Source organism: Pseudomonas sp. DCB_BI, assembly GCF_026240995.1.
Classification (GTDB): Bacteria; Pseudomonadota; Gammaproteobacteria; order Pseudomonadales; family Pseudomonadaceae; genus Aquipseudomonas.
On sequence record NZ_JAPFCG010000017.1, the window covers coordinates 26,279 to 49,086 of the forward strand.

Below are 22,808 nucleotides of genomic sequence, written 5' to 3' on the forward strand. Positions count from 1 at the left end.
TCCCTTGCAAGCGTAGGTGCTTGCCGGGCCGCCGTCTAACGCCTACTCGCTGACCTGGAACGCAACCCGCGCCGTCTCGCCGCTTTCGTCCAGCGCGCTGAGTTCGGCCTGGCCGACCTGCGGCAAACGCAACAGCAGGCTGTCCTGCCCTTGGGTTTCGCCCAGCGGCTGCCCATTGAGGAACCACCAGCGTCGGCCGCCGCCGCCCAAGGCCGACACATGCAATTGCAAAGGCTCGCGGCTGGTGGCCGGCCGACGCAAATTGTCGCCTGGGCGCACGCCGACGATCGACAGCGGTGGCGCGCTGGCCAGCACCTGCGGGGGGCAGGCCGGGTCAATGGCCGGCAGGCGCGCTGCGCGCCGCTCGACGCGGGGCAGCCAAGGCTCCAGCGGTGCGGGCCACAGGGCTATCTCGCGCTCCTTGGCACCTGGGCAGCTGCCATCCACGCGCAGCCCCCGGTCGTTGACCCATGCACGTTCGCGCAGCCCCAGCCCCAATGGCTGGTCGGCAGCCTGCAAGGTTGGGGGCGTGGTACCGTCCAGGGTCCAGGCAAAGCGCTGGCGCCGACAATTTGGGTCCTGCTTGTTCATTGGCTGGCCCAACGGCCAACAGACCGCCGCCACGCCGACGTTTGCCGGCACCCGCTCCACCGGCACGCTGATACCACGCTGGCTGTCGCGGTTGCTCAACAGGTCGTGTACCTGCAGCATCAGCGGTGCAGCCGAGGCCAGGCCGAACTGCCCGGGCACCGGGGTGCCGTCGGGGCGGCCAATCCATACGCCGATCAGATAGCGAGGGCCTACGCCAATCGACCAGGCGTCCCGAAAGCCATAGCTGGTACCGGTCTTCCAGGCCAATTGCGGGCGCTGCACCAGCTCGGTATGCGGGTCGCGGTCGGGGCGCGCCTGGCCACTGAGGATGCGGCGGATGATCCACGCCGCACCTGGCGACAACAGGCGCCGCTCAATCAGCGGATCCTGCGGCTGCAAGCGCACCTGTGCGCTGCTGCCGCTCCGTGCCAGTGCCGCGTAGCCGCCGACCAGGTCTTCCAGACGGCTGCCGGCTCCGCCGAGGATCAGCGACAGGTTGGGCTCGGCCAAGGGCGGCAGTATCAGCGGCATACCCGCCATGCGCAGCTGCGCGGCAAAGCGTTTCGGGCCATAGGCCTCCAGCAGCTGCACCGCCGGCAAGTTGAGCGACAGGGCCAGCGCCGAACTGGCCGACACCGGCCCGCTGAAACCCATGGAGAAGTTGCCAGGGCGATAGTCGCCATAGCGTCGTGGAACATCCTGCAACAGCGATTCGGAATGGATCAGACCATCGTCCAGCGCCATGCCGTAAAGAAACGGCTTGAGGGTGGAGCCGGGCGAACGTAACGAGCGCACCATGTCGACATGGCCAAAGCGGCGCTCATCAGACAAATCGATCGAGCCCAGGTACGCCCGCACCGCCATGCTCTGCGCTTCGACCACCAGAATGGCGGCCGAGGTACGCTCCGGCAGCCGTGCGCGCCAGCCCAGCAGCAAGTCTTCGAGGCGCCGCTGAAGCGCAGCGTCAAGCGTGGTACGGATCAGCGGCGGGCTGTCAGCGCTGTTCAGGCGCCGGGCCAACAATGGCGCCAGGGCCGGTTCCTGGCGTGGCGCCAATACCAGCGGCTCCTCGGCCGCCTCGCGAATTTGCTGGGCCGGCCATACCTGGTATTCAGCCAGGCGCTGCAGCACCTTGTCCCGGGCACGCTGGGCACGCTCGGGGTGGCGGTCCGGGCGCAGCCGGCTGGGTGCCTGGGGCAGCACGGCCAGCAGGGCCGCTTCGGCAGGTGTCAGGTGCAGGGGAGACTTGCCCAGGTACGCCCAGCTGGCTGCCGCCACGCCCTGAAGCGTGCCGCCGAAAGGTGCGCGGTCCAGGTAGATTTGCAGGATCTCGCGCTTGGACAAATGCCATTCCAGCTGCGCCGTGCGCCACAACTGGCGCAATTTGCCGGCCAGGGTGCGGTCATGTGGATCGAGCAGACGGGCTACCTGCATCGACAGCGTGCTACCGCCCGACACCACACGCCCGCCGCGCAGGTTCAGCCAGGCCGCGCGGACCAGTGCCAGCGGGTTCACCCCTGGGTGGTTGTAGAACCAACGGTCCTCATAAGTCAGCAACGCCTGCAGGTAAAGCGGCGAAACCTCTTCAGGGCTTACGGGGTAGCGCCACACGCCATCAGCATCGGCAAAGCGCCACAGGGGCGTGCCGTCTTCGGCCAGCACTACCCGGGCCAGGTCATCACCCGGCAGCGGCAGCGGCCAGACACGATCAGCCAGCCATAACAGGCTGCCGAGCACCAGCAGACTGATCAGCGTGGCACGCAACAACCTGCCCGCACGGCACCGTGGTCGCGCTAAGCTTGGCATCGGGAACCGACCAGGCCAGGTAATGGCCAAAGGCTTTGGGACGACAACCTCGCCGATTTTTTCATCAGGAAGCAACTATGCATGTAGAAGGTTTTTTCGAGTGGCTGGGCCAGGCACTGGGGTCGTTGATCCGCTTCATCGTCGACGCATTGAGCGGGCTGTTCAACCTGCTGGCCAATGCCGGTGGCAACTTCATCGACGGCCTATCGCGCACCTTGGGCATGGACACCTCGCTGCTGAGCATCCTGGCCCTGATCATCGGCCTGATGCTGCTGTACTCGGCAATCCGCGCATTCATGCGCGCCTCGATCATCCTCGGCATCATCTGGCTGGTGCTGGGGCTGTGGGTGATGAGCTGGGTGATCCACTGATCTGCGCGGTCATTGTGGGAGCGGCCTTGCGTCGCGATAGGGCCGCACAGCGGCCCCGACAATTCAAGCGGCGAAGCTGAAACCCTGGGGCTGCTGTGCCGCCCTGTCGCTACGCAAGGCCGATCCCACAGTGTCCGCATAGAGCGGGCCTCTAGCGGGCCTTTACGGTCATCTCCCCTTGCCCATCCCCCACGGCCTGCAGGTTCGGCCGGTACATCGACTCGACCTGCGGCGGCGGCACGCGGTAGGTGCCCGGGGTCACTGCTCGCGCCAGGTACAGCAGGTGGGTGGTGCCATAGCCGTCAAGCTTGAGCGCGGCAACATAACGGTCATCACGGTACTCCTGATGCACCACGCTGGCATTCTGCATCGACTCGCGCCACTCCTTCACCGCACTGCTGGCGTTGCTCAGGCTGGCTGCACTCTGCGCCAGGTTCTGGTTTTCCAGCTCCAGGCCGGCCGGCAGCAAGTCCACCACCAACGCATCCGGCACACGGTCATCGGCCTTGAGCGCAAGGTGTACCAGCACCAGGTCGCCACTGCGCAGGTTGTGCAGGTCCAGCGGCTGACCATTCATGCCCAGGTATTCGCGACGAATCTGCATGCCATTGCCGGCTGCCGCAGGTGCCTGGCGCGGGTAACCGGACAAGGTCAGCTGCTGATAGAGCGTCTCGCTGCCTTGGTTCTGGACGCTCAGCGGTGAAGCCAGCAACGGGCCCTCAAGCTTCATGCCCGCCTCGGCGTTATTGAGCTCGCGCACTTCGCCAGCACTGTCCAGGCGCGCCTGCCACTTGCCTTCTGGCTTGCCCAGCAGGCCACGGCCGGCGAGGAACAGGGCGTTACGCTCCTGGGTCGACAGCCAGCGATTGGCCGCCAGCTCATCCGACAAGGCGAACAAGCGCTGGTCGACTTGGCTGCTGGCCAGGTTGCTTTCCTGCAGCAGCGCCAGGATCAGCGCCTGGTCACGCAGGGCACTGCCATAGTCAGCCATCCAGCCTTTGCCACGGCTGATGCCCAGGCCCGCCTGCAAGGCTTGCTCGGCACGCGGTTTGTCGCCCATCTTGTCCAGCGCCACCGCCAGTTGCACCAATGGCAGGCCGGAGCGGGCATCGGCGCGGCGGTCGAACAGACCACGCAAGGCCCCAAGCGGCGCCTGCTGGCTGCGCGACAGCACCAACGCCGCATAGGCTTGCACGGCAAAGCGGGTGTGATCGGCATTGTCGCTGTAGTCGACTTCGATCAGGTTGCGCTCCTGCAGGTAGCGCAGCAGGCGCTCACTGGCACTCTTCAATGCGTCGGCCGGCACGCCATAACCCTGGTCACGGGCACGCAACAGGAAGTCGGTGACGTAGGCGGTCAGCCAGAACTCTTCTTCACTGTCCGAACTCCACAGGCCAAAGCTGCCGTTGTAGCGTTGCATGCCCAGCAGGTGTTCGATACCCATTTCGATCTTGCGCTTGCGCACATCCGCCGGCTCGCCCTTGATGCCCAGGCGCTTGAGGCTGTCGGCATCGGCATACAACGACGGATAAAGGCCACTGGTGGTTTGCTCCAGGCAACCGTAAGGGTAAGCCTCCAACGCACGGATCTGCTCGGCCAGGTTCAACGGTGGCCGGCTCGACAACGCCAGGCTGGCTTCCAGGCCAGCAGGTTCGAAGGCTGCCAGGTCTGCGTCGGGCAGTGTCCATGGCTGGTCCTTCAAGGCCACGCGGTAGTGCTTGAGCATGGCCGGGTAGGCCGGGCGCACGCCCAGCGTCCACTCGCGCTCGAACGCAGGGGTCGGCTCGTCGGGCAACACCAGGCCGCTGACACGCACGTGCACCTTGCCCTGCCCCAGTCCCCCCTGGGCCTGCACCGGAATCATCAGCGTCGAGCGCTGGCCTTCAGCCAGGGCAACGTTCTGCACAGCGCCGGCAGCCAGGCTCAATTGCCCTTCGGTGGTGACTTCAACGTTCAGTTGCTGGGCGCGGCCCGACAGGTTGGCCAGGTCCAGTGCCAGGCTGGTGCGGTCGCCACCGGCCAGGAAGCGCGGCGCCGAGAGCTCGGCAATCAGCGGCGCGGCGACCACCGTCTTGCCTTCGGCCATGCCGAAGTGCTCCTCGGTCCAGGCCTGGGCCATCAACCGCAGCTCGCCGTTGAAGTCAGGGATGTCGACCGTGGCCTGGCCTTCCCCCTTGTCATCCAGGGTAACCGGCAAGCTCTGCTGGGCGACGATGGTCACCGTGGTGTTGGGCCGTTTGCCCCCCTTGGCCATTGCTGCGTCACCGCCGAACGCCAGGCTGGCCAGGCGGCCCTGCCCTGCTTCGATCAGCTGGCCGTAGATGTCCAGCTGGTCAGCACCGTAGGCCTTGCGCCCGAACAGGCTGGTGAACGGATCGGGGGTTTTGAAATCGGTGATGTTGAGGATGCCCACGTCCACCGCCGACAACAGCACATGCACCTGTTTGGGCACGCTGCCATCGGCATTGGCGGCTTTCACCTTCACGGTCAAAGGCTGTTTGGGGCGCATTTTATCGGGTGCTTGCAGGCTCACGGCCAGCTTGCGGTCGCTGCGATCCAGCGGCAGGTGCAGTACCCCTACCGACCGCTTGGGCGTGGCATTGGCCTTGCGTTCACCGGGGCGGATCACCAGTGCGCTGATGTACAGGTCGTGGCGAGCCCAGGCCTTGTCCAGCTGCACATCGAAGGTCTTACCCTCGGCAGGCACGTCGATCTCCTGCCACCACAGCGGGCCTTCGCTGGACTCGATCATCAGGTAGCCGCTGCCAGCGGCCGGCGGGGTGACGGTCACCTTGGCCGTGGCGCCGTCGGCGTAGGATGGCTTGTCCAGCGCCAGCTTGACTTGGTCCGGGCGCACCGCACCACCTTCGGCGTTGTCCTGGGCGCGGTAGCCGGCCCAGAAGCGCTGGCTGGACACCAGGCCGGTCTGCGGGTCTTCCACCTCGACGCGGTAAGGGCCCCACTCGACCTGGAAGCTCAGCTTGGCCGTGGACCCGGCCTTGACGCTGACGGTTTCCTCGCTTTGGGTCAGGAACTTCTCGTTGTAGGCGTAGCTCCAGCCATCGCTCTGCGAGTAGTTCCAGTAGTAGTCACGGCGCTCGCGCACCAGCCGTACCTTGAGGTCGTTGGCCGCCAGCTTGTTGCCGTCACGGTCGGCCACCAGGAACTCGAACTCCACCGGCCCGTCACTGTCGGTTTCCTCGCCATCGAACAGGCCACGCAGGCCAGGCAGGCGCTCGGCGGGCCAGATCGGCTGCTCCAGCCGGCGGGTGATCGGCCGGCCGCCGGACTCCTGCAAGCTGGCCTGCACGGTCAGTTGCAACGGCGAACGGGCCTCGGCCCAACGGCTTTCGATATCGACCACTGCCTTGCCGGCCTGGTCGAGGGTGACTTCGTCCAGTTCCAGGTCCTGGTTCAATTCGGTTTCGGTAACCGAGCCAAACTGGTAGCCCGGCAACGCCGCTACGGCCTCACGCAGCGGGCGCACATAAGCCTGGCCACTCAGGCGGTTGCCCGCAGCCGGGGCACCGTACAAGTAACGGCCATTGACCTGGATACGGGCATTCTCATCCGGCGACAGGGGCTTGCTACTGCCCTTGAGTTCCAGCGCCAGGCGCTCTGGAAGGAAGTCTTCGACGAGGAACTCATAGACCTGCTTGCGCCCGCCGCCAAGGTCGAGCAAGAGCTGCCAGCGACCCGTCGGGGCTTCTGTGGCCAGCTGCAACTGGTACTGGAACAGGCCATTGGCGTCGGCTTCCCAGACGAACTTGCGGCTGACCTGCTCATCTGGGCGGCGCACTTCCACGTTCACTGGCTGGGCCTTGACGGGCTTGCCGTCCTGGTCGCGCAGCAGGCCGTTGAGCAGCACTGTCTCACCCGGGCGATACAGGTCGCGCGGGCCAAAGATGAAGAACTGAAGCGGGTTGGCCTGGGGCCCGGTGATGTCGAATTCGGCCAGGTCCAGTGCCGCGGTGTTCAGGCGCAACAGGGTGGTGTGCACGCCCTGGGTGGCGATCAGGGTGTCGGCCTTGGGCGTGATCGGCAGTTGGGCGTGGCCCTTGCCATCGGTAGTGGCCTGGGCCAGCAGCTTGCCTTTGTCGTCATGGATTTCCAGGTTGACGCCGTTCATGGCCTTGCCGCCTTCCAGCGCCTGGGCGAACACGTCGAGCCGGTCGCGGTAGCGGTGCGCGGAAACACCAATGTCGCTGAGGGTGAACAGGGTTGCCGGCTGCGAGTAGTCGTAGGTGCCCGAGGCACGCATCACGGCCAGGTACACGCCAGGCTCCTGCAGCGGCTTGATGCCAGCGATCGGCAGCAGCACGGTCTCGCGGGTGTTGCGCGCCGGGTTGAGGTCAAAGCGGCCGCTATAGACCAGCTCGGCCATGTCCAGGGTTTCCTTGGACTGGTAGTAGTACAGGCTGCTGTTCCGCCCCCAGCTGGCCAGGAAGCTCGAGAGCATGTCCGGCTTGACCCGGAAGAATTCGACATCGACTTTGTCGACATTCAGGGCGATCACCGGCAGGCCTTCGGCCAGGCGCGTGGGCAGCAGCGAGCCGCGGCTGGCAAAGCCGATGGTCGGCTGCATGTCGCGGGTTTCCAGGCGGGTGACCGATTCGCTGTCCAGTTGCTTGCCGTTGACCGCGAGCAGGCCCTTGTCGACGGTCAGCACCAGCTTGCGCTGGGGCTCCAGGTGGCGCAGGCGCAGCTCCATCTGGTTATCGGAGAGTTCCCAGGCGCCGTCCAGCTTGCCTTTGACCGTATCGACCAAGTGGACCTTGCTGGCCAAGTCCTGCTTGGCATCCAGCGGTGCGGAGAAACTGATCGACAGCGTTGCGGCGCCGTCCAGTTGCACTTCGGATACATCCAGCACTGTGAGCTCGCGCCCTTCGTAGCGCTTGGCGAGCACCGCCGGGTCTTCGCGTTTGGCAGCCGGGGTCTCGGCCGGTACAGTGGCCGCAGGCTTCTCGGCAGGCGCCGGTTTGTCCGGCGTTGAAGAGTCACAGGCACTGAGCAAAGCCAGCGCGCAGGCCAGCAACAATCCTTTGTTGAACATGGAGTAGGAACTCTTTGGCAGCGGGTACTTGAGGGCAGCAACTATAGCTGGCTGCGCGCATGTTCGCGCGATTTGGTTGCCTGGCCGTTACACTGTGGCCCATTGAGAAAAGCTGGGGGCGCTGCGCAGCCCCAGATCCCAAGGACGCCCAATGACCTCTTTGACCACCGACTGGCGCCATCGCCCCACCCACCACAAAGTCTGGGCGCTGGCCGCGCCGATGATCCTGTCCAACATCTCTGTGCCGTTGGTAGCGCTGGTCGACAGCACGGTCATCGGCCACCTCCCCCACGCCCACCAGTTGGGTGCCGTGGCGGTGGGCGCGACGCTATTCACTTTCATGGTCGGCCTGATGGGCTTCCTGCGCATGGGCTCCACCGGCTTCGCAGCCCAGGCCGCTGGCCGTGGGGACGGTGCGGCGTTGCGCCAGGTGCTGGTGCAGGGGCTGCTGCTGGCAGTCGGCTTTGCCTTGCTGATCGGCCTGCTGGCGATTCCCTTCAGCCAACTGGCGCTGCACGCGATGCAGCCAAGTGCCGCGCTGCAGCAATCCACCGAAGACTTTTTCCATACCCGCCTGCTAGGCCTGCCTGCCGCATTGGCCAGCTACGCGCTGGTCGGGTGGTTCCTCGGCACACAAAACGCCAGGGCACCGCTGGCGATTCTGCTGACCACAAACCTGCTGAACATCATCTTGAACCTGTGGTTTGTCCTCGGCCTGGACTGGGGCGTGCTCGGGTCGGCCCGGGCGTCGGTAATTGCCGAATGGAGTGCCGCCCTGCTCGGGCTGGCCCTGACCCGGCCGGCCCTGCGCGCTTACCCCGGGCAGATCGTGTGGCCGGTGCTCAAGCGTTGGCAGGCTTGGCGACCGTTGCTGTCAGTCAACCGCGATATTTTCCTGCGCAGCCTGGCGCTGCAGCTGGTGTTCTTGCTGATTACGGTGCAAGGCGCACGCCTGGGCGAAGCGACCGTGGCGGCCAACGCCCTGTTGCTCAATGGCCTGCTGCTGACGGCCTATGCGCTGGATGGGCTGGCACATGCGGTGGAGGCCTTGTGCGGCCATGCCATTGGTGCCCAAGACCGCGACACCTTGCGCCGCTCGCTGGTGGTTGCTTGTGGCTGGTCACTGATCACCAGCGTGGGGTTTGCCGGGGCGTTTCTCTTGGGTGGGCATCTGTTTATCGACGTGCAGACCAACATAGACAGTGTGCGGGCAGCGGCTTATCCGTACTTGCCGTACCTGGCGTTGCTGCCGTTGATTGCGGTGTGGAGTTACTTGCTGGACGGGCTGTTCATCGGCGCGACCCGGGCGCGGGAGATGCGCAATGCGATGCTGGTTTCGGTGTTGATCGCGCTGCCGGTGGCGGTGGCCATGAGTGGGTTTGGCAACCATGGGCTGTGGTTGGCGTTTCTTGGGTTCATGGGGTTGCGGGCGGTGACATTGGGGTGGGTTGGATGGAAACTAAAACTGGAGGGCAAGTGGGCCAGAGGCCCCGGAAACACAAGATGAAAGATATGCTCGATTGACTGCTTCCAAGCCTCTGGCCGATAAAGGCAGATCCCATGGAGGGGGCTCACACCAACGGCCTATGAGCAAGGAGCCATCATGTACCCTCCACCCGCGCCATCAGGTGTCTCAGTACCTAGCAACATGCACGCTGCAAGCAAAGAGCGTAACTACTTTAAAAATGGCGGCAGTGCTTTTCTAGTGTCGTGGTTCTATTCGAAGGTTCGTAATCGAGGCGAGTGGGACTACAAGCAACAGGGAAGGCAATATGAGGCTTTAGGTAATTTTAATTATGGTGCAACTGGAACTGCTGCTGGCCTTTCGGAGGAATTCCTGTTGAGGGGGGCGGGATGGGCACAAAGCCGCGCGGGGACCAGTAATTCAGCATTTGGATCATGGTGGGGCAGCTCCCCTTATGGCGACGACCCCGAGGATCAGGAATGGATAAAGAAAGGGATCGAATATGCCAAGTCATACGGGTATTAGATGGCTGATTGCTTGCCTGCTTCTGCTTATCCTCGGTCAAACCCTATGGATCTTCTCCAGAGATGCAAGGCCTGTGTTGACCAAGATTGTTTCTGAAACTCCAATTGGTAAGCAGAGTGCCATTTATGAGGTGCTCAGCGATGCTGGTGGGGCGACAGTGCCGCTGACCTACTTGTACTTTGTGGCTGAAAAACAACAGCACGATGATCTGGTCTTGAAGGGCCTTGAAAGGCTGACGCCTTTCCTGGTCACTCGACAATCGGGCGCCGTGCTGCACGTGGAGGGTTTGAAAATAACAGCGCGGACTGAGGAGCAGGTCTACAGCTATTCGAGTACCACTCTTCTCGAAGAGGGTGGCGCAGTATTGCCCATTACAATCGAACTCACCGCGACGGCTCACCGAGAGTGATAGTCAAAGGGGCCGCGCAACGGCCCCTTGGCATTTCAGGAGGAAAGGTAAGAAGACCGGGTCAAGCCCAGGCGCAAGGCATCCAGATACTGGGTTCGCTCACGCGCAGTGATCTTGGCGCTGGCGACCTTGTCGCGGTAATGCGTCATCAACTCCTCCGGCGACAGGTGCACGTAGCGCAGCATGTCTTCGATGGTGTCGTGGGTCTCGATACCGGCGTGGTACACGCTGCCGTCGGCGTTCTGGTAGATGTTCACCGAGTCGGTGTCACCAAACAGGTTGTGCATGTCGCCGAGGATCTCCTGGTAGGCGCCGACCAGGAACACACCCAGCAGGTAGTCCTCACCTTCCTTCACCGCATGCACCGGCATGCTGGTCTCGATGCTCTGCTCGTCGACATACTGGTTGATCTTGCCGTCCGAATCGCAGGTCAAGTCCTGCAGGACCGCACGACGCATCGGCTCTTCGTCCAGGCGGTGCAGCGGGATGATCGGCAGCACCTGGCCGATGGCCCAGGTGTCCGGCAGGCTCTGGAATACCGAGAAGTTGCAGATGTACTTGTCGGCCAGCTTGTCGTTCAGCTCGTCCAGCACCTGGCGGTGCGAACGCTGGCGGGCTTTCAGCGAGTTGTGCAGGCGGCGGCAGACGGCAAAGTAGCACTGCTCGGCCAAGGCTTTCTCGCCCAGGCTGATCTTGCCATCGGCATACTGCGCAGCCACGTCACCCATGTAGTGGGTGGCACGCCAGTAGGTCTCGGTGACCATCTCGATATCGGTCGGGCCAAGCAGGTCGACCAGCCACTGTACGGTTTCGGGCAAGGCTTCCTTGTTTTCGATGGTCGGCACGTCGTCGTTGTGCTTCTCGACGTCGGTCACCTGGATCACCAGCATGGCGTGGTGCGCAGTCAGCGAACGGCCACTCTCCGAGAAGATGTGCGGGTGCGGCAGGCCCTGCGCGTCGCAGAACTCCTTGAGCATGCCCACCACCACACCGGCGTAGTCATCCATGTCGTAGTTGATCGAGCTGGCATTGCGCGAATGGGTACCGTCGTAATCCACGCCCAGGCCGCCACCGACGTCGATGTGGTCCACCGGCAGGCCCAGCGCACGCAGCTCGCCGTAGTAACGGATGGCTTCCTTGAAGCCGTGCTGGTAGTCGGCCAGGTTGGCAATCTGCGAGCCCATGTGGAAGTGCAGCAGGCGGATACCCTGATCCAGGCCCGCATCGCGGAAGCGCTGTACCACCGAAAGCAGCTGCGCAGCCGACAAACCGAACTTGGACTTCTCGCCACCGGTGTCGGCCCACTTGCTCGACGCCAGCGACGATAGGCGCACACGCAGGCCAACCTGCGGTTTCACCTTGAGCTCGGCAGCTTCCTCAATCACCAGAGCCACTTCCGACTCTTTCTCGATGACGATGAATACGTTGTGGCCGAGCTTCTGGCCCATCAGCGCCAGGCGGATGAACTCGCGGTCCTTGTAGCCGTTGCAGACGATGGTGCCGCCTTTCGGCGCCAATGCCAGCACCGCCAGCAACTCAGGCTTGGAGCCGGCTTCCAGGCCAATCGACACGTTTTGCGTGGCGATGATGTTCTCCACCACCGCTTCTTGCTGGTTGACCTTGATCGGGTACAGCGCGGTGTACTGGCTCTGGTACTCCAAGCGCGCGATGTTGGCGTCGAAGGCACCGGTCAGCTGGCGTACACGGTCCTGCAGAATGTCAGGGAAGCGCACCAGCAAGGGCAGCGACAAGCCGCTCTGGCGCAACTCGTCGACTTGTTCGTACAGGTCGATCGGTGCGCTGTCAGGGCCGTTGGGGCGCACTTCGACGCGCCCGGCTTCATTGATGGCGAAATAACCAGCGCCCCAATGGCGGATGCCATAAACACTGCGGCTGTCGGCCACGGTCCATTGGCTACCATCGTCTTTGCGTGTGCGTCGTACGGACATTCAAGTCCCCTATAGATAAGTCGAAGACACTGCCCCGCAAGGAGGCGGGCGCAGTGTAAAAGCCAAAAATGACGATTCGTCCGTGCCAGGAATAGACCCCGACCACGGCAACGAGTTTAGAAAGCACTGGGCAAAAAAGCGCGCGGGCGAATCAGCCGCCGGACTTTTTCGCCTTGAAGCCCTGCTTGATCAGCTCGGCGATCAGCAGCTCGACATGGTCGCCCTGGATTTCGATGACCCCATCCTTGAGCGCACCGCCGGTACCGCAGCGGCGCTTGAGGGTGGTGGCCAGCTCCTTGAGCTGGTCGAGCGCAAGCGGCACACCCGTGACAGTCGTCACGGTCTTGCCGCCGCGGCCTTTGTTTTCACGGCGCACACGGGCAATGCCATCGCCTTCGGGGATGACCTGCTGCTTGCAGGTGCAGGCATCCACCGGCTGGCCACAGTCGGGGCAGTGCCGACCGGCGTCGGTGGAGTAAACGAGACCGCCAAGGGCGGCGAAGGAAGAAGCTTTCTTGGCCACTTTTGTTCCTCGGTGCAGAGGACAAAAACTGGTCGTGCCTTGGGGATGAGGCCGACCGCGAAGCCCCACTCTGGCAGGGGCGGCGCTACTGCTGCAAGACTTGCGGCAGCCCGAAAAGGGCGCGCAGTGTAACGATAAATGCGGCAATTGCTAAGTACAGGATTGCGGCATTTTGCGAATGTTTTGCGACTATGGGTTATCCCAGGCTTGCCTTGTAGCGCTGCAACGCCGCCAAAGAGTCCGGGCAATAGGGTTTTGTCAGGCTTTCGCTCTCAGCCAGCTCCAGGCTGACAAACCGCGCCTCGCTGACCTCTTCCGGCTGCAACCGCAAAGGCGCATCCGAAACCGCCGAATACACCGCACACCACAAGCGGTTATCCGGCTGATCAAAGTAGAACCGTTCATGAAAGCGCAGCTCTACGCCTTCAATCCCCAGCTCCTCAGCCAGCTCACGCGCCGCCGACTCGGTGTACGCCTCACCGGCCGAGACCATGCCGCCCGCCGCCACATCCCAGTACCCTGGGTACAACGCCTTGCTCAAGGTACGTCGGTGCACACACAGCTCGCCGGCACTGTTGAACAGCAGGATGAACGTGCAGCGGCCAATCAGGCCGCGCTCACGCAACTCGGCACGGGGCAAGGCACCCAGTACCTGGTCGGCTTCGTCTACCCAGGTGACCAGTTCACGGTCGGAAGCCGCCCGGTGGGCGGCCTCGTTCGGGCTGATCGCCATCATCAACCCTGCGAAAGCAGCTGGCGCAGGTCGATCACTGCCGCGTTGGCCCGGGAAATGTAGTTGGCCATGACCAACGAGTGGTTGGCCCACATGCCGAAGCCGCTGCCGTTCAGCACCATCGGGCTCCACAGTGGCTCTTGCGAGGCTTCCAGCTCACGGATGATCTGGCGCACGCTGACCGTGGCGTTTTTCTTCGCCAACACGTCGGCAAAGTCCACCTCGATGGCACGCAGCAGATGCGACAGCGCCCAGGCCTGGCCACGGGCTTCGTAGAACACGTTGTCGATCTGCAACCACGGCGTTTCCACCACCTCCTCGTCCACCTGCGGCGCCTGGCCGGCAACCACCGACTCGGTCTTCAGCGTGGTGTTGAGCTTGACCCGGCCAACGCTGGCCGAAAGGCGCTGCGACAGCGAACCCAGGCGGGTGGCGACGTCACCCAGCCAGTTGTTCAGGTTGTCGGCACGGGTGTAGAAGATCGCGCCCTTGTCGCCGGCCGCCAGACGGGTCTGGTAGCGGGTCAGCGACTTGATGCCCTCTTCGAACTCCGACTCGCTCGATGGCAGGATCCAGCTCTTGTTGTCGAAGTTGAAGCGCGGCTCGGCCTTGGCCAGGTCGGCGTCTTCGGTAGACTGCGACTGCGAACGGGCGAAGTCCTTGCGCAAGGCGCGGGACAGGTCACGCACCTGCACCAGCACCCCATATTCCCAGCTCGGCATGTTGTCCATCCACAAGCCTGGCGGGAAGCGGTCGTTGGAGATGTAGCCACCCGGCTTGTTCAACAGGGTACCGGCCACGGTCTTGAGGGTTTCGATGGTGGTATAGCCGACCACCATCTGCTGGCCGCCGTGCTCGGCGGCGGCCTGGGCATTCTGCTGGACCGGGAACAGCGCAGGCTCCTGGCTCCAGTACCAGCCAAGGCCGATGCACACCAGCAAGTACAACCCGATCAGGGTCCCCAGGGCACGGCTCCAAAGGCCGCCAAGGTAGCTACGGGCGGCAGCGCCGCGGCCGTCGACACGCTCGCGGGGCTCGGCTTTGGCCTCGCGGTTTTTCCAGTCCAGCATGGCTTTGTCCTTAATCAGTCACGACGGTTCAGAGGCTTGGACCACAGGCCTGCGCCAGGGTGCCACGGCAAGCCCGTGTGGCTGCACTATAAAGCAGACACTGCCTTACGCATAAGCGACCAATCAGTCAGCAACTGAATATTCGTTCAGAACGCTTTGTTGATGCAGGGCACTCATGCAATGGAAAAGAGCTGCTAGCATAGAGCCATCATTGCCCCTGCATATCCCAACCTACAAGTAGCCAGGACATGAGCCAAGCTGTCGAGCCAAGCACGCATTGCCCCGACCCGCATCTGTCGCGTAGCGGCCTGCGCAAGGACGACCCACTGGATCAGGTCCTGCTACCCGTGCGCAAGCCGGTGTACATCCTGCTGCAGGACCACGAGCGTGCCCAGCGCCTGGCACAGCAACTGGAATTCTTTGGCTTGGTGGTACAGGCACTGCCCAGTGCGGCAGCGTTCTACGCCTCGATCAGCGAGTACCCGCCCTCGGCCATCATCATGGATGTCGACTTCACCGGCGCCGGCCAGGGCTTGCTGGTGGCTGCCAGGGTGCAGCAGGGCCTGGCGCAACCCATCCCGCTGCTTTTTTTCAGCCATCACGAAGCCGACACCCCGACCCGCCTGGCCGCCGTACGTGCCGGTGGCCAGGACTTCCTCACCGGCAGTCTGGAGGCTTCCAGCCTGCTGGAAAAGGTCGAACTGCTGACCAATGCCGCCCAGCATGACCCGCTGCGCGTGCTGATCATCGACGACTCGCGCACCCAGGCGCTGTACACCGAACGGGTGCTGGCCAGTGCCGGCATGCTCACCCGCAGCCTGACCGACCCGATCCGTACCATGGCCGAGCTGGCGGACTTCCAGCCCGACCTGATCATTCTCGACCTGTACATGCCAGCCTGCACCGGCCCCGAGCTGGCCAAGGTGATCCGCCACAGTGACCGCTATGTGAGCGTGCCCATCATCTACCTGTCTGCCGAAGACGACCTGGACAAGCAGCTGGACGCCATGAGCGAAGGCGGCGATGACTTCCTGACCAAACCGTTTCGCTCCCGCCACCTGATCACCACCGTGCGCAACCGCGCCGCCCGCGCCCGCCACCTGAAAGCGCGCATGGTGCGCGACAGCCTGACCGGGCTGTACAACCACACCCACATCCTGCAGCTGCTGGAAGACTGCAGTTTCCGCGCCCGCCGCGAGCAGCAGCCGCTGAGCTTTGCCATGCTCGACATCGACCATTTCAAGAAGATCAACGACCGCCACGGCCACCCCATGGGCGACCGGGTGATCAAAAGCCTTGCGCTGTTTCTCAAGCAGCGTTTGCGCAAGACCGACTTCATTGGCCGTTATGGTGGCGAGGAATTTGCCATTGTCATGCCCAATACCACGCTGGAGGCGGCACACAAGGTCCTGGACGAGATTCGCCGGCGCTTTGCCGAAATTCTGTACCCGGCGCAGCCACGGGATTTGCAATGCACCTTCAGTGCGGGGGTTGTGCAACTGGACGAGGGGCTGGATGTGCTGACCATGGCCAGTGCTGCGGATGAGGCGCTGTACCGGGCCAAGCATGCAGGGCGTAATTGCGTAGTTCGGGTAGAGCCCTGAGATTCGCACTCACTGTGCCGGCCTCTTCGCAGGCGGGGCCGTGAAGAGGCCAGTGCAGATCACACCAATACAGGCACTGTGCCACTTTTTTCTGCCGCCCGCCCTTAGGCGTCATCACCCGGTCACAAAATCGCAATAACTTCAGGCGCCTACCCCCCACTCCCCCCGCAGGAAGTTCGCGGCTATGCGCCTGAAGTGGCTGACCAATTTCAACACCCTGTTGCTGGTGACCGTATGCCTAGCCCTGGGCGCTACTTTGTGGTGGTCGCAGCGGGCCCTGGAGCGCCCCTACCAGATGATGGAACGCTACCTGGGTCTGTCCCAACAGTTCCAGAACCAAGCGGCGGGCAATATCCAGGCGTATCTGGGCAGCGGCGATGCCTTGCGCCATGCCGCCGCCATGGAGGCCAACCAGCGGCTGCAGGCGGCACTGGCCGACTGGCCTGCTGAACTGGCCGACAAGCTGCGCCCCAGCCTGGACAACCTGCACGCCTTCACCGCCAATGAACTGCTGGCCGCCGGTAAACTGGCCGGCGACCCGCAAGCCTTGCTGCTGCAGGCTGAACGGGAACTGGGCGCCAACTTCGAACAACTGGCTGGTTATGCCCGCGACAGCGGCAGCGCCGACGCCAACCGATACTTGCTGCCCTTGCTCGACGCCAGCGTACACCTGGGCCGGTTGTCGCTGGCTCGTGACAAGCTGGTGAGCAGCGGCCGCCCGGAGCTTGCCGACGAGGTAGACCGCGAATTGCAACTGATCCGTACCCAGGCCCAGGTGATCGACGCCCTGCCCTTGCTCGGCGTAACCCGCACTGCTGAATCCGGCGCCGACGACTTCGCCGCCATGATGGGTCTGGAAACCCAAGCCAGCGCCCAGCAGGAAGACATTGCCGTGAGCCTCAAACGTGAATTGCAAAGCCTGCTTGGCCGCTACCCCGCCGAACTGCAACGCACGCGCGAACAGATCGAGCGCCGCGTCGCCCTGGCCACCAGCACCGGCCAGCGCCTGGAGGCAGTGCAGCAGGCCATCGCTGGGTTAGAGCCCGAGGTGCGTGGCCAGCACGCGAAAATCGCTGCTGAGGTGCGCATCATACAGGGCCTGATGATTGGCCTGATCCTGCTCATCGCCTTGTTGATCGACACCTTGCAGCGGCGCCTGGCGCGCACCCTGACCGGCCTGGCCCCAGCCCTCTCGCGCTGGGCCGAGGGCGACTTCGCCCAGCCCATCGCCTTGGGCAAGACCAACCGGGAGTTGCACGATATCCAGGAATCACTCAACCGCCTGCGCCAGTACCTGGTGGAACTGGTCGGCACCATCCGCCACAACGCCGAGCAGGTGGCCGGCAGCAGCCACGCCTTGGCCGGCATGAGCGCCGCCCTGCACGACGGTGCCGAGCGTCAGGCCGGCGATACCGGGCAGATTCGCGATGCTTTGGGTGAGCTGGAGGCGACCATCCAGCAAGTAGCCGGCGATGCCAGCGCCGCCGCCGATGCCAGCCGCGATGCCGGGCGCGCGGTGGAGCAGGGCCAGGCGGTGATCGGCCAGAGCCTCTCCGGTTTGCGTGAGCTGGTCGATGAAGTGCAGGGTAACGCGCGCATGATCGAACAACTGGCAGAGGAGTCGGCAACCATCGGCGGCGTGCTGACGGTGATCCGCTCCATTGCCGAACAGACCAACCTGCTGGCGCTCAACGCTGCGATCGAGGCGGCCCGGGCGGGCGAAATGGGCCGCGGCTTTGCCGTGGTGGCTGATGAGGTGCGTTCGCTGGCGCAGCGCACCACGGGGGCTACCGGCGAGATTCAGGCATTGATAGACCGTTTGCAGCAAGCAGCCAGGGGCTCGGTGACCGGCATGCGCGCGCAGCTTGAGCATGCCGAAGCCACAGCCAGCCGGGCGCAGGCGGCGGATGGGGCGCTGGATGAGATTGTCTGTGCCATCCGCACCATCTCTGACACCGCCGTGCGAATTGCCGATGTCACGGCGCAGCAAAGCGGTGCGGTGAGTGAAATTCGTGACCACAGCGAGCGGATTCATGCGCTGGGTGAGGACAACCTGCAGCGCATTGGCGAAGGGCGTGAGCAAGGCGAGCAGTTGCTGAGCCTGGGCGGTGAGCTGAACCGGGCAGTGCGGGCGTTCAGGGTCTGAGCCGGCGGGTGTTCGCCATGACAGGTGTAGCAGTTGGATGGGGTTCGACGGGATATGTGCTGCGCCTGGGAGATCGAGCGCCACGCGGGCGGCGCTCGATCTCCCAGGCGCCAAACATCTCATGACAAGCCCTAAAGACCCCAACCCACACCAACTCCGCTATCATGCGCAGCACGTTCCACCTCGCGAGTCCGCCATGCGCCGCCTGTTTTTTCTGCTGTTCCTGCTGCTGGCCAGCCCGGCCTTCGCCACGGGCCTGCTCGACAACCGCCCCAGCGCCACCCTTGGCGCCGCTTCGCTGGCCAACAACGCCGACTTCCTGCCGGTACACGAGGCCTTCAAGCTCAACTTGGTCCAGGCCGATGCGCAAACCATCAAGCTGCGCTTCGTTGCCACCGATGGCTACTACCTCTACCGCCATCGCTTCCAGTTCCACACGGAACCGGCCGACATCACCCTGGGCACGCCGAACATCCCCAAGGGTGAGGCCAAGCACGATGAATTCTTCGGCGATGTCGAGGTGTACCACGGCGTGCTCGATATCGAATTGCCACGCAAAGACCCACGCGCCTTCACCCTGCTGGTGGGCTACCAAGGGTGCGCCGACAAGGGCTTGTGCTACCCGCCGGAAACCGCACGCCTGAGTATCGATGGCGAAGGCGTTGCAAACGCGCCAGCCACCCGCGAACACGGCTGGAACTGGAAGTCGCTGCTGCTGTTCTTCCTCGCCGGGGTCGGCCTGACCTTCACCCCTTGCGTCCTGCCAATGTTGCCGATCCTTTCCGGGGTCGTGCTGCGCGGCCAGGTCGGTGGCCTGCGCGGGCTGGCGCTGTCGCTGGCCTATGTGTTGCCGATGGCCGCCAGCTTCGCGGCCCTCGGCGCGCTGATGGGCCTGTTCGGCGCCGGCCTGAACCTGCAGGCGCGCCTGCAATCGGCCTGGGTGCTGGTGCCCTTCGCGTTATTCTTCGTGGTGTTCGCCCTGGCCATGTTCGGTCTGTTTGAACTGAAACTGCCGCAGGCCCTGAGCAACCGCCTGAACAACGTCGCCAACCACACTCGGGGCGGTTCGCTGCTGGGTGCAGCGGTACTTGGCGTGCTCTCCAGCCTGTTGGTTTCGCCATGCGTGTCCGCGCCCCTGGCCGGTGCCCTGCTGTATATCAGCGCCAGCGGCGATGCCCTGGGTGGCGCGCTCAAGCTGTTCGCCCTAGGTTTGGGCATGGGTGCGCCGCTGCTGCTGGTGGCCACCGGCGGCGCGGCCTGGCTGCCCAAAAGCGGCCCATGGATGAACACGGTGAAAAACGCCATTGGCGTACTGCTGCTGGGGCTGGCTATCGGCTTGCTCAGCCGTGTACTGCCAGGCCCTGTGACCTTGCTGCTGGTCGGTTTCCTCGCCGCGGGCGTGGCACTGTTCCTCGGCGCGCTGGAATTCGTCGTCAAGACGGCAGCCCAGCGCCTGGCGCAACTGCTCGGTCTGGCCTTGCTGGTGTACGCGCTGGCTTGCTGGTATGGCGCCCTCACTGGCCAGGGCGATCCACTGCGCCCACTGCCGGGTGCGTCACTGGCCGCCAGCGACAGCCTCCCGACAGCAAAAGCCGATGCCTGGCAGACCATCACCACACCTGATGCTCTGGACGCAGCCCTGGCCCAGGCCAAGGCCACCGGCCAGCCAGTGCTGCTGGACTGGTACGCCGACTGGTGCATCAGCTGCAAGGTGATCGAGCATGAGGTGCTCAATGCACCGCAGGTGCAAACACAGCTGTCCGGCTTCAAACTGCTGCGTTTCGACATCACCGAAAGTAATGCCGAGCAACGCAAGCTGCTCGACCGCTACCAGCTGTTTGGCCCACCTGCTTTGCTGTTCTTTGCTGCGAACGGCAGCGAAATTACCGCTGATCGGGTGATTGGCGAGATAAATGCCGGTGAATTTGCGCAGATTCTGACGCGCGTGCGCGGCAAAGTCGGTCTATAACTTCCCGCGAGCCGGGAAAAATCCTGAAATGAGTGACCAGATTTAATTATTTGGTCACATACTTCGCGCGAATCTCGGTCATCGTGCTGGCTATTGCCGGGAACTGGACACTTGCCGTCGCTTTACGGCACACTCGCCGCGCTGTGTCGAATTGCCCTACAAATCCAAGGAATCCGCAGATGGCAACGCTACTGGTGCTCCACGGCCCCAACCTCAACCTGCTCGGTACTCGCGAGCCTGGCCATTACGGCGCCGTGACCCTGGCCCAGATCAACCAGGACCTGGAGCAACGTGCCCGCGCCGCAGGCCATCATCTGCAATACCTGCAGAGCAATGCCGAATACGAACTGATCGACCGCATTCACGCGGCACGCAATGAGGGTGTGGACTTCATCCTGATCAATCCGGCTGCTTTCACCCACACAAGTGTCGCATTACGTGACGCATTGCTTGCGGTGAGCATCCCATTCATCGAAGTGCACCTGTCCAACGTGCACAAACGCGAACCGTTCCGCCACCACTCCTACTTTTCCGATGTTGCCGTAGGGGTGATCTGCGGTCTGGGCGCCAGCGGTTATCGCTTGGCCCTGGAGTCCGCGCTGGAACAACTGGCTGCCAACGCACAGCCCAAATGATGAAAACCCTGGCCTGAATGGGCCGGGGTTCGAGAGAAACGTTTCAGATACGTTTTTTTGTATTTCGCCCCCTGACCGAACCTTTGGGAGTTGATGATTAATGGATATCCGTAAAGTCAAGAAACTGATCGAGCTGCTGGAAGAGTCTGGCATCGACGAACTGGAGATCAAGGAAGGCGAAGAGTCGGTCCGTATCAGCCGTCACAGCAAGACCCCAGCTGCCCAGCAGTTCTACGCACCGGCGCCTATGGCTGCCGCCCCGGCCGCTGCGCCGGTTGCCGCTGCTGCGCCAGCCGCCGAAGCCGCTGCTGCCGCCCCGGCCCTGAAAGGCACCGTGATCCGTTCGCCAATGGTAGGTACCTTCTACCGCAAGCCTTCGCCGACCTCGCCTAACTTCGCTGAAGTTGGCCAGTCCGTGAAGAAAGGCGACACCCTGTGCATCGTCGAAGCCATGAAGATGATGAACCACATCGAAGCCGATGTTGGCGGTGTCATCGACGCCATCCTGGTAGAAGACGGCCAGCCGGTTGAGTTCGACCAGCCGCTGTTCACCATCGTTTGAATCGCGGAGAGCCAACGATGTCTGGGAAGCTCGAAAAAGTCCTGATCGCCAACCGCGGGGAAATTGCCCTGCGGATCCTGCGTGCCTGCAAAGAGCTGGGCATCAAGACCGTCGCCGTGCACTCCACTGCCGACCGTGAACTGATGCACCTGGGCCTGGCAGACGAATCGGTCTGCATCGGCCCTGCATCGTCGAAGGATTCCTACCTGCACATCCCGGCGATCATCGCTGCCGCCGAAGTGACTGGCGCCACCGCGATTCACCCGGGTTACGGCTTCTTGGCTGAAAACGCCGATTTCGCCGAGCAGGTGGAAAAGTCCGGCTTCGCCTTCATCGGCCCGAAAGCCGACACCATTCGCCTGATGGGCGACAAGGTTTCGGCCAAGGATGCGATGATCAAGTCGGGCGTACCGACCGTGCCGGGCTCCGATGGCCCGCTGCCGGAAGACGAAGAAGTCGCCCTGGCGATTGCCCGTGACGTCGGCTACCCGGTGATCATCAAGGCCGCCGGTGGCGGTGGTGGTCGCGGCATGCGCGTGGTGCACAAGGAAGAGGACCTGATCTCCTCGGCCAAGCTCACCCGTACCGAAGCCGGTGCTGCCTTCGGCAACCCGATGGTTTACCTGGAGAAGTTCCTGACCAACCCACGTCACGTGGAAGTGCAGGTACTGTCCGACGGCCAGGGTAACGCCATTCACCTGGGCGACCGTGACTGCTCGCTGCAGCGTCGTCACCAGAAGGTCCTGGAAGAAGCACCTGCCCCGGGCATCGATGAAAAAGCTCGCCAGGAAGTGTTCAAGCGCTGCGTCGATGCGTGCATCGAGATCGGCTACCGTGGTGCTGGTACTTTCGAGTTCCTGTACGAAAACGGTCGCTTCTACTTCATCGAGATGAACACCCGTGTGCAGGTTGAGCACCCGGTGTCGGAGATGGTCACTGGTATCGACATCGTCAAGGAGATGCTGAGCATCGCCGCTGGCAACAAGCTGTCGTTCCGCCAGGAAGACGTTGTCATCCGTGGCCACTCGCTGGAGTGCCGGATCAACGCCGAAGACCCGAAGAAGTTCATCCCGAGCCCAGGCAAGGTCAAGCACTTCCACGCCCCGGGTGGCAACGGCGTTCGCGTCGATTCGCACCTGTACAGCGGTTACTCGGTTCCGCCGAACTACGACTCGCTGATCGGCAAGCTGATCACCTACGGCAAGGACCGCGACGAAGCCATGGCGCGCATGCGCAATGCCCTGGACGAGATCGTCGTCGACGGCATCAAGACCAACATCCCGCTGCACCGCGACCTGGTGCGTGATGAAGGTTTCTGCAAAGGCGGCGTCAACATTCACTACCTCGAGCACAAACTGGCCAACCAGGACTGATCGTGTAGTGTGATGTACCAGAAC

Annotated in this window: 16 protein-coding genes; 10 read left to right on the forward strand and 6 right to left on the reverse strand. The window is 63.4% G+C overall.

Annotated elements, in window-relative coordinates:
* Window positions 1-42: 42 nt before the first annotated feature.
* Window positions 43-2,397, reverse strand: coding sequence for a peptidoglycan glycosyltransferase PbpC (gene pbpC, locus OO258_RS18565; RefSeq protein ID WP_266032005.1), 2,355 nt, complete (start codon window positions 2,395-2,397; stop codon window positions 43-45).
* Window positions 2,398-2,474: 77 nt separating this feature from the next.
* Here pbpC and OO258_RS18570 point away from each other — a divergent pair, with 77 nt between their 5' ends.
* The gene (locus OO258_RS18570) at window positions 2,475-2,768 is read left to right on the forward strand and encodes a hypothetical protein (RefSeq protein ID WP_004577004.1); all 294 of its coding nucleotides are present in this window, start codon (window positions 2,475-2,477) and stop codon (window positions 2,766-2,768) included.
* Between the two features lie 151 nt (window positions 2,769-2,919).
* Here OO258_RS18570 and OO258_RS18575 read toward each other — a convergent pair whose 3' ends face one another.
* Window positions 2,920-7,821, reverse strand: coding sequence for an alpha-2-macroglobulin family protein (locus OO258_RS18575; RefSeq protein WP_266032006.1), 4,902 nt, complete (start codon window positions 7,819-7,821; stop codon window positions 2,920-2,922).
* 151 nt (window positions 7,822-7,972) lie between these two features.
* On the opposite strand from OO258_RS18575, the gene OO258_RS18580 reads away from it, so the two are divergent.
* The 3 genes from OO258_RS18580 to OO258_RS18590 all read left to right on the forward strand — a co-directional run bounded on the left by OO258_RS18580 (window position 7,973) and on the right by OO258_RS18590 (window position 10,220).
* Window positions 7,973-9,328, forward strand: coding sequence for an MATE family efflux transporter (locus OO258_RS18580; RefSeq protein WP_266032007.1), 1,356 nt, complete (start codon window positions 7,973-7,975; stop codon window positions 9,326-9,328).
* A gap of 96 nt (window positions 9,329-9,424) precedes the next feature.
* Window positions 9,425-9,811, forward strand: a complete 387-nt coding sequence (locus OO258_RS18585; RefSeq protein ID WP_266032008.1) for a polymorphic toxin type 44 domain-containing protein — start codon at window positions 9,425-9,427, stop codon at window positions 9,809-9,811.
* On the forward strand, window positions 9,789-10,220 hold the full coding sequence (locus OO258_RS18590; protein WP_266032009.1) for a hypothetical protein: 432 nt from the start codon (window positions 9,789-9,791) through the stop codon (window positions 10,218-10,220). The genes OO258_RS18585 and OO258_RS18590 overlap by 23 nt, the downstream gene beginning before the upstream one ends.
* Before the next feature lie 35 nt (window positions 10,221-10,255).
* On the opposite strand, the gene speA is transcribed toward OO258_RS18590, so the two are convergent.
* From speA to OO258_RS18610, 4 genes are all read right to left on the reverse strand, one after another.
* A complete protein-coding gene (gene speA / locus OO258_RS18595) occupies window positions 10,256-12,169 on the reverse strand; it encodes an arginine decarboxylase (protein ID WP_110748506.1) in 1,914 nt (637 codons plus the stop codon).
* A 151-nt stretch (window positions 12,170-12,320) separates the two neighbouring features.
* Window positions 12,321-12,692 carry a translation initiation factor Sui1 gene (locus OO258_RS18600; protein ID WP_266032010.1) on the reverse strand — a complete coding sequence of 124 codons (372 nt, stop codon included), beginning with the start codon at window positions 12,690-12,692 and terminating at the stop codon, window positions 12,321-12,323.
* A gap of 196 nt (window positions 12,693-12,888) precedes the next feature.
* Window positions 12,889-13,425: an NUDIX hydrolase gene (locus OO258_RS18605; RefSeq protein WP_110748510.1), complete on the reverse strand. Its 537-nt coding sequence runs from the start codon at window positions 13,423-13,425 to the stop codon at window positions 12,889-12,891.
* Window positions 13,426-13,427: 2 nt separating this feature from the next.
* Complete coding sequence (locus OO258_RS18610; protein ID WP_110748513.1) at window positions 13,428-14,495, reverse strand: DUF2333 family protein; 1,068 nt, start codon at window positions 14,493-14,495, stop codon at window positions 13,428-13,430.
* A gap of 248 nt (window positions 14,496-14,743) precedes the next feature.
* Here OO258_RS18610 and OO258_RS18615 point away from each other — a divergent pair, with 248 nt between their 5' ends.
* The 6 genes from OO258_RS18615 (at window position 14,744) to accC (ending at window position 22,784) form a co-directional block, all read left to right on the forward strand.
* Window positions 14,744-16,099, forward strand: coding sequence for a diguanylate cyclase (locus tag OO258_RS18615; RefSeq protein ID WP_266032011.1), 1,356 nt, complete (start codon window positions 14,744-14,746; stop codon window positions 16,097-16,099).
* Between the two features lie 1,366 nt (window positions 16,100-17,465).
* Window positions 17,466-18,245 carry a methyl-accepting chemotaxis protein gene (locus OO258_RS27745; protein WP_416309223.1) on the forward strand — a complete coding sequence of 260 codons (780 nt, stop codon included), beginning with the start codon at window positions 17,466-17,468 and terminating at the stop codon, window positions 18,243-18,245.
* Between the two features lie 196 nt (window positions 18,246-18,441).
* Window positions 18,442-20,214, forward strand: coding sequence for a protein-disulfide reductase DsbD (locus OO258_RS18625; protein ID WP_266032013.1), 1,773 nt, complete (start codon window positions 18,442-18,444; stop codon window positions 20,212-20,214).
* A 179-nt stretch (window positions 20,215-20,393) separates the two neighbouring features.
* The gene (aroQ, locus tag OO258_RS18630) at window positions 20,394-20,849 is read left to right on the forward strand and encodes a type II 3-dehydroquinate dehydratase (RefSeq protein WP_003255330.1); all 456 of its coding nucleotides are present in this window, start codon (window positions 20,394-20,396) and stop codon (window positions 20,847-20,849) included.
* Window positions 20,850-20,949: 100 nt separating this feature from the next.
* Window positions 20,950-21,411 (forward strand): acetyl-CoA carboxylase biotin carboxyl carrier protein, encoded by a 462-nt coding sequence (gene accB / locus OO258_RS18635; RefSeq protein WP_110745197.1) that lies wholly within the window; start codon window positions 20,950-20,952, stop codon window positions 21,409-21,411.
* A 17-nt stretch (window positions 21,412-21,428) separates the two neighbouring features.
* Window positions 21,429-22,784, forward strand: coding sequence for an acetyl-CoA carboxylase biotin carboxylase subunit (accC, locus tag OO258_RS18640; RefSeq protein ID WP_110745198.1), 1,356 nt, complete (start codon window positions 21,429-21,431; stop codon window positions 22,782-22,784).
* Window positions 22,785-22,808 lie beyond the last annotated feature (24 nt).

Coding starts and splice junctions, on each gene's coding strand:
- pbpC (WP_266032005.1), bottom strand. CDS start 2,397: ATGCCAAGCTTAGCGCGACCACGGTGCCGTGCGGGCAGGTTGTTGCGT.
- OO258_RS18570 (WP_004577004.1), top strand. CDS start 2,475: ATGCATGTAGAAGGTTTTTTCGAGTGGCTGGGCCAGGCACTGGGGTCG.
- OO258_RS18575 (WP_266032006.1), bottom strand. CDS start 7,821: ATGTTCAACAAAGGATTGTTGCTGGCCTGCGCGCTGGCTTTGCTCAGT.
- OO258_RS18580 (WP_266032007.1), top strand. CDS start 7,973: ATGACCTCTTTGACCACCGACTGGCGCCATCGCCCCACCCACCACAAA.
- OO258_RS18585 (WP_266032008.1), top strand. CDS start 9,425: ATGTACCCTCCACCCGCGCCATCAGGTGTCTCAGTACCTAGCAACATG.
- OO258_RS18590 (WP_266032009.1), top strand. CDS start 9,789: ATGCCAAGTCATACGGGTATTAGATGGCTGATTGCTTGCCTGCTTCTG.
- speA (WP_110748506.1), bottom strand. CDS start 12,169: ATGTCCGTACGACGCACACGCAAAGACGATGGTAGCCAATGGACCGTG.
- OO258_RS18605 (WP_110748510.1), bottom strand. CDS start 13,425: ATGGCGATCAGCCCGAACGAGGCCGCCCACCGGGCGGCTTCCGACCGT.
- OO258_RS18610 (WP_110748513.1), bottom strand. CDS start 14,495: ATGCTGGACTGGAAAAACCGCGAGGCCAAAGCCGAGCCCCGCGAGCGT.
- OO258_RS18615 (WP_266032011.1), top strand. CDS start 14,744: ATGAGCCAAGCTGTCGAGCCAAGCACGCATTGCCCCGACCCGCATCTG.
- OO258_RS27745 (WP_416309223.1), top strand. CDS start 17,466: ATGAGCGCCGCCCTGCACGACGGTGCCGAGCGTCAGGCCGGCGATACC.
- OO258_RS18625 (WP_266032013.1), top strand. CDS start 18,442: ATGCGCCGCCTGTTTTTTCTGCTGTTCCTGCTGCTGGCCAGCCCGGCC.
- aroQ (WP_003255330.1), top strand. CDS start 20,394: ATGGCAACGCTACTGGTGCTCCACGGCCCCAACCTCAACCTGCTCGGT.
- accB (WP_110745197.1), top strand. CDS start 20,950: ATGGATATCCGTAAAGTCAAGAAACTGATCGAGCTGCTGGAAGAGTCT.
- accC (WP_110745198.1), top strand. CDS start 21,429: ATGTCTGGGAAGCTCGAAAAAGTCCTGATCGCCAACCGCGGGGAAATT.